Source organism: Roseovarius sp., from assembly GCF_040223625.1.
In the GTDB taxonomy this organism is placed as follows: domain Bacteria; phylum Pseudomonadota; class Alphaproteobacteria; order Rhodobacterales; family Rhodobacteraceae; genus Roseovarius.
On sequence record NZ_JAVKFX010000015.1, the window covers coordinates 1 to 11,344 of the forward strand.

Below are 11,344 nucleotides of genomic sequence, written 5' to 3' on the forward strand. Positions count from 1 at the left end.
AACGAGGGCAACGAAGGCGACGAAGGCAACGAAGGCAACGAAGGCGACGAAGGCAACGAGGACAACGAAGGCAACGAAGGCGACGAGGGCGACGAAGCCGAAGGCGACGAGCCCGGCGTAGACCCGCAGGATGAGGGTGACGAAGAAAACGAGGGCGACGAAGGCGACGAAGACGACGAGGGCGACGAGGGCGACGGCACCGATACGTTCGACGACGAAGGCGACGAGGGCAACGAAGACGACGAAGACGACGAGGCTGACGAAGCCAACGAGGGCAATGAGCACGGCACCAACCCTGACGACGATGATAACGAAGGCAACGAAGGCGACGAAGGCAACGAAAACGTGCCCGGTCAGGAAGACAACGAAGGCGACGAAGGCGACGAGAGCAACGAAGACAACGAAGACGACGAAGGCAACGAAGACGACGAGGCCGACGAAAACGACGAGGGCGACGAAGGCGACGAGAACGACGAAGGCGACGAAGCCAACGAGGACGACGAAAACGACGAAAACGACGAAGGCGACGAAAACGACGAGTTCAACGAAGGCAACGAAGACAACGAAAACGACGAGAACGACGAAAACGACGAAGGCGACGAAGGCAACGAAGGCGACGAAGACGACGAAAACAACGAAGGCAACGAAGCCCTGCCGGATACCGGGAACGAAAACGACGAGAATGACGAAGGTGACGAGGGCAACGAAGGCGACGAACTCGACGAGCACGACGAAGACGACGAGGGCGACGAGAACGATGAAGACGACGAAAACGACGAAGGTGACGAAGGCCAGGAGGGCGACGAAGGCGACGAAGGCGACGAAGACAATGAATTTGACGAAAACGACGAGAATGACGAAGGCGATGAGGCCAACGAGGGCGACGAATACGACGAGGGCGACGAAGGCGATGAGGCCAACGAGGGTGACGAGGGCGACGAAGGCGATGAGCCTGTGGCCGGCACTGGTGACGAGGGTGACGAGGGCAATGAAGGTGACGAAATTGATCCGGACATAGATAACTCCGGTGACGAAGCCGACGAAGGCGACGAAGGCGACGAAGCCGACGAAGGCGACGAAGCCGACGAGCACGACGAAAACGACGAGGGTGATGAAGAGGACGAAGGCGACGAAGGCAACGAGGACGACGAAAGCGACGAAGACGACGAGGGCGATGAAGACAACGAAGGTGACGAAGCCGACGAGGACGACGAAGGGGACGAGCACGACGAAGAAAATGAAGGCGACGAAGCCGACGAGAATAACGAAGGCGACGAAGGCAATGAAGGCGACGAATCCGACGAGAACGATGAAGCGGACGAAGGTGACGAAAACAATGAAGGAGATGAAAACGACGAAAGCGATGAAGGCGACGAAGGCGGCATAAACAACGAAGGAGACGAAGGCGACGAAGACAACGAGAACGACGAGAACGACGAGAACGACGAAGACGACGAAGCTAACGAAGACGACGAAGGCGACGAATTCGACGAGGGCGACGAGGAGAACGAGGGCGACGAAAACGACGAAGAGGATGAAAACAACGAAGGCGACGAAGGCAACGAAGACTTCGAAGGCGACGAGGGAGACGAAGGCCAGGAAGGCAACGAAGGCGACGAAGACGACGAAGACAACGAAGGCGACGAAGACGACGAGAATAACGAAGGCGACGAAGGCAACGAAGGAGACGAAGGCGACGAAGGCGACGAAGCTGACGAGGCCGACGAAGAGAACGAAGGCGACGAAGGCGACGAGAACGACGAACTCAACGAAGAAGACTCCGACGACGAAGGTGACGAAGCCAACGAGGGCAATGAGAACGACGAAGGAGATGAAGGCGACGAAGGCAACGAAGCGGACAGCCAGGCCGATAACAATGAAGGCGATGAAGGCGACGAGAACAACGAAGGCAATGAAGGCGACGAGAACGACGAAGACGACGAGGGCAACGAACACGACGAAGACGACGAGGGTGACGAAGGCGACGAGGGTAACGAACCCGTCTAATCCCTCGCACCACCTGCCTGCGGAGACCTTCCCGCAGGCAGCGGTTCTGCCAAGACACCAAGGCGGCGCTCCCAGCGCCGCCTTCTTATTTGGAGCGCTCGCCAGGCTGCGCCCTTGCCCCATATCGGCCAGAACACCGCTACCGAGCTGCTGATCCTGGTTGGCTGCGCTCTCTGCGCGACCTTCCTGCGGTTTGCAGATCTCCCGCTGGCGCGCCTGCTGATCGGCTTCATTCTCGGTCCGCCGTCGAAGAACAACTTTTCCTGCGCCATGCAGTTTTGTGATGGGGGTGAGTTTCATCTGCGACCGTCCGATGACACTTGGCCTGCCGGTGCGGGCGCTGATACTGGTGGTCCTGCCCAGTTGCCGCGCGCGGAACCGGGCGGCAGGTGCGGCCAAAGGCGACTGAGGCCCGACGCCAGCGACATCGAGCCAGGGAGAGGCCATGAGCAAACCGCTAGAGGGCATTCGCGTGCTCGATTTGACCAATGTGCTGGCCGGCCCGTTCTGTTGCCACCACCTGGCGCATATGGGTGCCGAGGTGATCAAGGTCGAGGCCAGGGGCCGCGGCGACCTTGCGCGGCAGCTGGGGGCCGACCCGGAGCTGAATGCCAGCGGCATGGGGGTGTCCTTTCTGGCCCAGAACGCCGGCAAGAAATCGGTGACCGTCAATCTCAAGCACCCGGAGGGAAAGGCGCTGTTCCTGCGCCTCGTGGCGACCGCCGATGTGGTGGTCGAGAACTTTCGCCCCGGCGTGATGACCCGTCTGGGCGTCGGATATGACGTGCTGAAAGCGGTGAACCCGCACCTGATCTATTGCGCGATCTCGGGCTTCGGGCAGGATGGCCCCTGGGTGCATCGCCCGGCCTATGACCAGATCGTGCAGGGCGCCTCGGGGGTCATGTCGATCACCGGCGACGGCGAAAGCGCACCGCTGCGCGTCGGCTATCCGGTGGCCGATACCGTCGGCGGCATCACCGCCGCCTTTGCCATTTCCGCCGCGCTCAATGCCACGCCCCGGGGCAGCATGATCGACGTCTCGATGCTGGAATCGGTGCTGGCAACGATGGGCTGGGTGGTCTCCAACTACCTGATCGCCGGGGTGGAGCCTCTGGCCCATGGCAACGAGAACCCCACCTCTGCCCCTTCCGGGGCCTTCGAAGCCGGCGAAGGCCTGATCAACATCGCCGCCAACAAGGACGAGCAATGGCAGTTGCTGGCCGGGCATCTGGGGTTGTCGCATCTTTGCGCGCGGCCCGAATATGCCAGCCGGGAGGCGCGCAAGGCCAACCGCCGGGCGCTGAAGGCCGAGCTGGAAACCGTGCTGAAAACCCGGCCCGCCCGCGACTGGGCCAAGGAATTGAACCGGATCGGCGTGCCGGCGGGTGCGGTGCTGACCGTGCCGGAAATCCTGGCCATGCCGCAGGTGGCCGACCGGGGGTTTCTGCACAGCTATGCGGATGTGCCCGGCGTGGGGCGCGATATCCAGGTGGCCACGACCGGCATCAAGCTTGACGGCGCGGCGCCCGCGGTCGAGACCCCGCCGCCGGAACTGGGCCAGCACAACGCCGAGATCTGGCAGGAGCTTGGCCTTTCCACCGAGGACATCGATACATTGCAAGAGGATGGCGCGATATGACCCGAGACAGCAATGACGTCTCTGACTGGTGGACGACCGAGATCATCGACATGGCGCCCGGCCAGATCCGGTTTCGCGGCCATCCGGTCGAGGAACTGATCGGCGCCGTGACCTTCCCGCAGATGATCTGGTTGCTGACGCGGGGCGACCTGCCCACCGAGTCGCAGGCGCGTCTGCTGGAATGCGCATTGGTCGCGGCGGTCGATCACGGGCCTCAGGCGCCTTCGATCGCGACCGCCCGCATGGCGGTGACCTGCGGGCTCGGTCTCAACGGGGCCATGGCCTCGGCGGTGAACATGCTGGATGATGTTCATGGCGGGGCCGGCGAGCAGGCGGTGGAGTTCTACGGCTGGATCGGTGCGGCCGTTCAGGCGGGCCAGCCTCTGGATGCTGCGGTGCCGCAGATGGTCGACCGCTGGCAGGCCGAGCGCGGCAAATTTATCCCGGGCTTCGGCCACCGGTTTCACAAGCCCGAAGACCCGCGCGCGCCGCGCCTGCTGGGCTTGGTGGACGAGGCTGCCGCGGCCGGAACGGTCAGCGGGCGATACGCCGCTATCGGCCGCACCGTCCAGACGGTGCTCAACGATCGCAAAGGCAGCCCGGTGCCGATGAACATTGATGGCGCGACGGCGGTAATCTATGCAGAACTCGGCTTTGCCGGCCCACTGGCGCGCGGATTGTTCTGCCTGTCACGCTCGGTCGGGGTGATCGCCCATGCCTGGGAACAGATGAACCAGGGCGGGCGCAACAAGGGACCGACCCCGCCTGCCTATCGCTGGACCTACACCGGCCCCGATCCGATCTGAAGCCAGTGAGACCCTCATTGACGTGATCGGGCTCGGGCGTGTTCCTGTTCACACCGAGGTTCAGGAGCTGATAGCTGAAGCCGCAAACAGTTGGGCGGATGCCGGTTGTTTCTGCATCGCAGAGCCGGAAAAAATCACTCCGCACCGAAAGGGAAATCGCAGTCATTTTCCGTGCACACGCAAGGACGGAAGGACCGTTTTCTGCCCCCCTCAGACCACCAGCGAAGGCACTGGATAAATCGTCTCTTTCCGGGGCATAAAGTCAGGTGATTTTGGCGACCCCGGCAGGATTCGAACCTGCAACCTGCCCCTTAGGAGGCGACAGACCCCAATCCTCCCCGCCCCGCGCCGCCCCATAAAACACTAGCCTAAACAGCATCTTGAGGCTACGTTAGCCCGCGACAGCCCGAGCGAACCCTATCCCCACCTGGTTCGGAAACGGTTCGAGCTTCGGGGCAAACACGGTTCGCAGAGGAGATGCGGGATGCCAGAGAAATTGACAGAGGGGCTCATCAGGGGGCTCAAGTTCGAGGGGAAGGCCACGACAGTCCGGGACGCCAAGGTGACGGGGCTGATGGTGGCGGTGAACAAAACGGGAAAGTCCTACAAGGTGCAGCGTGACCTTTGGCAGGGGCAGCGCGGGCGGCGGAAGCTGGTGAAGACCGTCCGCCACACCTTGGGCACCACCGAGGAGCTGACCTTGGAGGAGGCCCGGAACCGGGCGTCGGCGGTGATCGACCAGATCAAGCGCGGCATCGACCCGAACGCCCCGGCGGCGGACCCGGCGGCAGACGCGGGCACATGGACCGTGCGCCGCCTGTACGAGGAGTACATTGCCGACATGCGCGCCCGGGACTGCGCGGAGCGGTCGGTGGAGAACATGCTGGACCGGCTTAACCGCTACCTCTCCGGCTGGTCCGACACGCCCCTGACAGAGATCAGGCGCAGCATGGCCCGCGAGGAACACCGCCGCATCACCCGAGACCACGGCGGCCCCTCCGCCAACAAGACCCTGCGCGACTTCCGGGCCGCCTACAACTTCGCCCTGAAGGTGGTCGATGACCCGGACGCCCTGCCCGTGAACCCGGTGGCGGCGGTGACCTTCAACAAGGAGCGGTCGAGCAACCGCGTCATCATGCCCGAGGACCTGCCCGACTGGTGGGCGAAGGTGCAGGCCCTGCCGAACCCGCTGCGCCGGGACATGCACACGCTCGGGCTCCTCTCGGGCCTGCGCCCCGGCACCCTCGTCTCCCTGCGCCGCGACTGGGTGCGGACGGCTGACCGCGCCATCTCCATCCCCCGGATGAAGTCGGGCCGGAGCTTCGACCTGCCCTTGTCTGGGCGCATGGTCGAGGTGGTGGAGCGCATCCTTGTGACGGGCGCAGTCCTGTTCCCGAAGTCGGAATGGCTGTTCCCCACCCGGTCGAGCAAGACGGGCGAGGTGATCGCAACGCAGGTCTGGAAGGAGAAGGCGCTGCCCAGCGACACCGGCCACATCCTCCGGCACACCTACCGCACGGTTGCCCAGCGCGAGGGCATCGACCGCGTGAACGCCCGGCTCCTGCTGGACCACACCGTGCCCGGCATCGACGGGGTGTACATCCACGAGCGCGCCCTGTTCGACACGCTGCTTGCCGAGCAGGAGCGCATGACCGCCGCGATCTTTGCCCTGCTGGAACCCGAACAACAAAAGATTGCGGGTTGAATAGGGAGAAAGAGGGTTTCCCAACTGGCGTCCAAAGGGGTAGCTTAGGGCGAGACTAGGAAACCGTGTCGGCTCACCGGGGGTGCCGCGCACGGGGAGCGCCCCGCGAGAGCGAGGGGCGCGGGCCAACCGGTAGGTGAGCAAACAACTCACATGGGCCTGTCACTGAACCGACCGCCCGCCGCAGGCGGTCTGTTGTTTGGTGACGACAATGGACCAACAGACGATTGAAGCCATCGCGGAGGCCGTGACCGCGCGCATCCTCCGTGACCTTCCGCGCGGGCGTGTGCCCGTCTCCCCCGAATACCTGACCGCTGAGCAGGTTTCCCAGATGACGGGCTTCTCGCCCAAGTCGCTGGAGGCGTACCGCGCCAAGCGCGTCGGGCCGCCGTTCCTGAAGGTGGGCCACAGCATCCGCTACCGCGCTGAAGACGTGCGTGCCTGGGTTGAAGCCGGGGGTGCGGTCGAATGAGTGCGATGGACAAAGGAAACGCCCCCAGCCGGGGGACCGGGGGCGCTCAGGAAGACAGGACCCTTGAACAGAACCGCCATCATCAACCCTGTGACCCGAGTATAGCGGGCGGAGGTGGCCGAGGCGAGGCCGGAGACTTGTGGCCGAACCCCGAGGAGGCCGTGACCTTCCTTGAAGGTTGGCGTCCGGGTGGGCCTTGGGTCCTGACGGCGATCCCACCCGAGGGCGGCGCAACCCGGACGGTGACGCTGGCCGACCCCGGCGCGGTGCGGAAGTGGATCCACGACCACAGCGGCGGGCGCTGGAACCTCTACTTCACGGTGAACGAGACGGCGGGGCCTGTCCGCAAGAAGCCGGAGAAGGCCGACATGGCCGCCGCGACCGGCCTGCATGTGGACGTGGACCCGCGCCCGGGCGAGGTGCTGGACGCCGAACGCGAGCGGGCGCTGCGGCTCCTCCGGGCCTACAGCCCCGCGCCCACGGCCATCGTTGACAGTGGCGGCGGGTACCAAGACTTTTGGAAGGCGGAGGAGCCCGTGCCGCTGGACGGGGACGCCGCGCACATCGAGCGGCGCAACCTGAGGATTGAGACGGACCTACAGGCCGACGCCTGCCACAACATCGACCGCCTGATGCGCCTCCCCGGGACCGTGAACTGGCCCAGTGAGAAGAAGCGCAAGAAGGGGCGCGTTGCCCGGCTCGCAAGCGTCGTGGATGCGGAATGGCGGCGCACGTACCGGCTGGCCGAATTCCCCGAGGCGGAGGTGGCGAAGACCACGCCCGCCGCCGGTGGCCCGTGCGTCGAGCTGGGCGACGTGAAGCGCCTCGACAGCCTCGATGATCTCCCGGCTACGATATCTGCCCGGACGCGGATGCTCATTGTCAACGGTGGCGATCCTGACGACCCAAGCAAATACCCGTCGCGGTCTGAGGTGTTGTTTGCTGTCCTTTGCGAGATGATCCGCGCCGGCGTGGACGACGATGTGATGGCGGCAGTGATCCTTGACCCTGAATATGGGATCAGCGCCCATGTCCTCGAACAGCCGAAGCCCAAGGGCTACGCGGGGCGGCAGATCGCGCGGGCGAGGGCCGAGGCGGTCGAACCCGAGCTTGCAGAGATGAACGCCCGCCATGCGATGGTGAAGTACGGCGGGCGGGTCCGGGTCTTGGTCGAGCGCAGCGACGGCCTGCCGGAGTTTTTGAAGAAGGCCGAGCTTTTCGACTGGTACGCGAACCGGACTGTGAAGGTCGCCGTCGACAAGGACGGGAACGATGTGAAGAAGCCGCTGGCCGAGTGGTGGATCAAACACCCTCAGCGGCGCGACTTCGAGCGCGTCGAGTTCATGCCCGGGGTCGAATCCCCCGATGGTGTCTACAACCTCTGGCGCGGCCCCGCCGTGGTGCCCGCGCCGGGCGACTGCGGCCTGTTCCTTGATTTGATCCGGGACGTGATCGCCGCCGGTGATGGCGAGGTCTACGAGTACCTGCTGAACTGGATGGCGCTGAAGTTCCAGCAGCCGGGGGCCAAGCTCGAAACCTCGATTGCGCTGCGCGGCGGGCAGGGTGTTGGCAAATCCCTCTTTGCCGAGAAGTTCGGTGAGCTGTTCGGGCGGCACTTCGTCGCCGTGTCCGACCAGAAGGGCCTGATGGGCAACTTCAACGCCCACCTTCAACAGGCGCTCCTTGTCTTCGCGGACGAGATCGCCGCCGCGAAGAATGCCAACATGGTCGGTCGGCTCAAGACGCTGGTGACGCAGACGCACATCCGCATCGAGCCGAAGGGGGTGGACAGCTTCGCGGCCCCCAACCATTTCGCCGTGATCTTGGCATCGAACAATCCGCACATCGTGGCGACGGACGCCGATGACCGGCGCTGGCTGGTGCTCGACGTTTCTCCGGCTCGGCGGGGCGACCGGACCTTCTTTCGCGCCCTGGTCGAGCAATGGCAGGCTGGCGGGCGCGAGGCATTCGCACACCTTCTGATGCAGCGCGACCTGTCGGGCTTCGAGCACCGCGACCGGCCTCAGACGGCGGCGCTGGCTGAGCAGGTGGAGAGCAGCTTCACCGGCGCAGCCCGGGTGATCCATGAAATGCTTGCGTCGGGCGAGACGCCGGAAATCTGGCGCAATGGCGAACCTGTTGACGTGCCCGAAGATGGCGGGCGGGTCTTCATCCCCTCGGGTGCCCTTGCGAAGGCGGCTGTTGCCAGCGGCAAGATCCAGCGGGGCGAAGCTGCGGGTCTTGAAAAGTCGCTTGGCCACCAGCTGAAGAAGCTCGGGCGCGTCCAGAGGACCGAACAGGTCAGCATCGCCGGGAAGACGGCGCGCGGGGTCTGGCTGCCGACGCTTGCCGTGGCGCGTGATTGGTGGTCGGAGATGCATGGACGGGCCTTCGACTGGGGCGACGACCCCCATGCGAATTGGGACGTGGTGCGGGTGCCGACCGCCAAAGACTGGGGCGATGAGATGCCGTTCTGAGGGCGGCCCTCCCGTTCCGCAGCGGCGCATCCCGTTTCCGGCCCCGGCGGCTGAGAACGGGATGCGCCACCGTGCCAGATAATTGCGCCCCCGCTGGGGGTTAGCGCATCGGCTCCCGTTCTTCCCGTTCTAGTGGTTTTCCGACGCGGTTCCTTTTTTCTACCATCTCGGACCCTCTTTTGCGCGCCTTCTCACTCCTTTCCCTAACTCTCCAAAAGAACGGGAGGAACGGGAGGAACGGGAGCCTATGGCGGAAAACCCTTCGTTCTCTGGGCGTTAAGACCTTGCACCCTTTATCCCGTTCTGAAGGCGCGCCGATCCCGAACGGGAAGATCGGGAGGGCGGCTGCGCGCCACTCTTCTGGGCAGGGGGACACAGCAACACGCGCCTGCCGCCCCGGTAAAAGGGCGCGCCAGATCGGCCACCGCCGCCCCGGCAATGCCGATCCGCGCCGCGACAGCAAGAAACGGGCCGCCCGGAAAAGGGGTCCCGAAACGCTCGCCGCATCGCCTATGTTTTCTGGGCCGCGAAGGCAGCAAGAAAACGGCCCGCCATCCGTCCCCTTTCCGGGCTAGACCGCGCCACAATGTTCACGCTATGTTCCGGAATTCGCGGGGCAGCACAGAGGAGAAATGGAGATGGCGAAGCGCGTGGCGATCTATGCTCGGGTTAGCACCGGCGGCCAGACCACCGATAACCAGCTCGTCCGGCTGCGAGAGGTGGCGGAGCGGGCCGGGTGGGACGTAGTGCAGGAATATGTCGAGACGGCTTCGGGGGCCAGCCGCTCGCGCCCGGCGCTCGACCGGATGATGGCCGACGCCCGGCGGCGGCGCTTTGACCTGATCGCCGCTGTTGACGTGTCGCGCCTAGGGCGCAGCCTCGCCAACCTCGCGGCCCTGTTCGAGGAGGTGCGGCAGATCGGCTGCGACCTCTACCTTGACCGCGAGGCGGTGGACACCACCACCCCGGCGGGCCGCGCGCTCTTGGGCATGGCCTCAGTCTTCGCCGCCTTCGAGCGCGACATGATTGTCGAGCGCACCCACGCCGGGATCGCCCGCGCCCGGCTGCGGGGCGTCAGGTTCGGTCGGCCAGAGACGGGCGACGGCACCTGCGAGGCAATCCGCTCGCTTCGGCAGCAGGGCCTCGGCATCAACAAGATCGCGGCTGAGCTTCGCGTGGGCAAGTCAGTCGTGCAGCGGATCGCCAATGAGATGAAGGAGGAGACGCATGGAAGCCAAGCATGAAATCCCCGCCCGGCGCGTCGTGAATGACGCCGGCAAGAGCGAGTGGCGCGTTGGCCGCCGGGGCTTGAAGATGGTCGAGGAGCTGGCCGCTCGGGGTGTTGCCGTTGCCACCATCGCCAAGGCCCTGCGCATGGGCAAGGACGCTTTCCGAAACGTGCGCGAGCGCCAACCCGAGGTTCAGGAGGCGCTGGACCGGGGGAGGGCCAAGGAGCATGACGCGCTGGTGGCGAAGCTCTATGAGACGGCGATGGACGGCAACGTGGTTGCGGGCATGTTCCTGTTGAAGGCCCGCCACGGATACCGCGAAGGCGAGCCCTTGGAGGGCGGCAGCAGTGCCGTCCAGGTGAACATCAACCTCCCCGCCGCCATGACGCCTGAAGACTACCGGAAAATGGTGGACGTGACGCCCAAGGGCGACGGTTGAAAGCTAGGAGACGATAAAAACATGCAAGACAGCAATTATGCCGTGAGCCAAAGGATGATCAGTGAGGGCGTCCGAGCGCTCTACCGTTCCTTGGGCTATCAACTTTGCTCAGGCGACCCGGAAGAAGCCGTTGTAGAAGTATTTCGCTCCATGGCAGATGTCAGCAAGCTGGAAGCCGCTGCCTCGACAAAAAGCCCAGCAGCGCGATAGTCTGATGCCAGTTCAAGGACAGATTTCTCGGTAACAACTTCGGATTTTTCCGGGTTCTTATTATTAGGCTGGTATGTAGTCACTTGGAACTTGTCATTCATGAATTCCCAGCTGCCGTGAACAAGTCTATTCCGTCTATTTGCAGCCTTGTTGACTTTTTCGAGCGCGTCCTCGATGCTCTTCAGCTGTATATCTTGGAGTTCGGATACGGCAGCGAGCGCCCTAGGGTCAGGACCCATTGATTTCCGCCTGTCGGCGTGATTCACGGTTCGAAAAACGAGCGGTGAACATGTCCGATCTTTTCTGGCTGACAGATGCACAGATGGCGCGTCTTGAGCCCTTCTTCCCGAAGTCCCACGG

General features: G+C 64.2%; 9 protein-coding genes and 1 pseudogene. 9 read left to right on the forward strand and 1 reads right to left on the reverse strand.

What is annotated here, in order from left to right:
- The 9 genes and pseudogenes from RLN94_RS04240 to RLN94_RS04280 form a co-directional block, all read left to right on the forward strand.
- Positions 1 to 2,007, forward strand: a 2,007-nt coding sequence (locus RLN94_RS04240) for a putative sodium/potassium/calcium exchanger (protein WP_350168586.1), incomplete at its 5' end; no start/stop codon positions are given.
- A gap of 120 nt (positions 2,008 to 2,127) precedes the next feature.
- Positions 2,128 to 2,416, forward strand: a pseudogene (locus RLN94_RS04245) (tripartite tricarboxylate transporter permease); the annotation flags it as partial.
- Positions 2,417 to 2,452: 36 nt separating this feature from the next.
- Entirely contained in the window at positions 2,453 to 3,646 is a 1,194-nt protein-coding gene (locus RLN94_RS04250) for a CaiB/BaiF CoA transferase family protein (protein ID WP_074836598.1), read from the forward strand.
- The gene (locus RLN94_RS04255; protein WP_074836599.1) at positions 3,643 to 4,452 is read left to right on the forward strand and encodes a citryl-CoA lyase; all 810 of its coding nucleotides are present in this window, start codon (positions 3,643 to 3,645) and stop codon (positions 4,450 to 4,452) included. Before RLN94_RS04250 ends, RLN94_RS04255 begins: the two co-directional genes overlap by 4 nt.
- A 484-nt stretch (positions 4,453 to 4,936) precedes the next feature.
- Positions 4,937 to 6,157 (forward strand): tyrosine-type recombinase/integrase, encoded by a 1,221-nt coding sequence (locus tag RLN94_RS04260; RefSeq protein WP_074836600.1) that lies wholly within the window; start codon positions 4,937 to 4,939, stop codon positions 6,155 to 6,157.
- Between the two features lie 211 nt (positions 6,158 to 6,368).
- On the forward strand, positions 6,369 to 6,629 hold the full coding sequence (locus RLN94_RS04265) for a helix-turn-helix transcriptional regulator (RefSeq protein WP_074836601.1): 261 nt from the start codon (positions 6,369 to 6,371) through the stop codon (positions 6,627 to 6,629).
- Positions 6,630 to 6,790: 161 nt separating this feature from the next.
- Positions 6,791 to 9,106: a DUF5906 domain-containing protein gene (locus RLN94_RS04270; protein ID WP_139211329.1), complete on the forward strand. Its 2,316-nt coding sequence runs from the start codon at positions 6,791 to 6,793 to the stop codon at positions 9,104 to 9,106.
- Positions 9,107 to 9,756: 650 nt separating this feature from the next.
- A complete protein-coding gene (locus RLN94_RS04275; RefSeq protein WP_350168588.1) occupies positions 9,757 to 10,350 on the forward strand; it encodes a recombinase family protein in 594 nt (197 codons plus the stop codon).
- Positions 10,334 to 10,774, forward strand: coding sequence for a hypothetical protein (locus RLN94_RS04280; RefSeq protein WP_074836604.1), 441 nt, complete (start codon positions 10,334 to 10,336; stop codon positions 10,772 to 10,774). The genes RLN94_RS04275 and RLN94_RS04280 overlap by 17 nt, the downstream gene beginning before the upstream one ends.
- A gap of 98 nt (positions 10,775 to 10,872) precedes the next feature.
- Here RLN94_RS04280 and RLN94_RS04285 read toward each other — a convergent pair.
- The coding region (locus tag RLN94_RS04285) for a hypothetical protein (RefSeq protein WP_350081336.1) at positions 10,873 to 11,344 on the reverse strand (472 nt) is incomplete at its 5' end.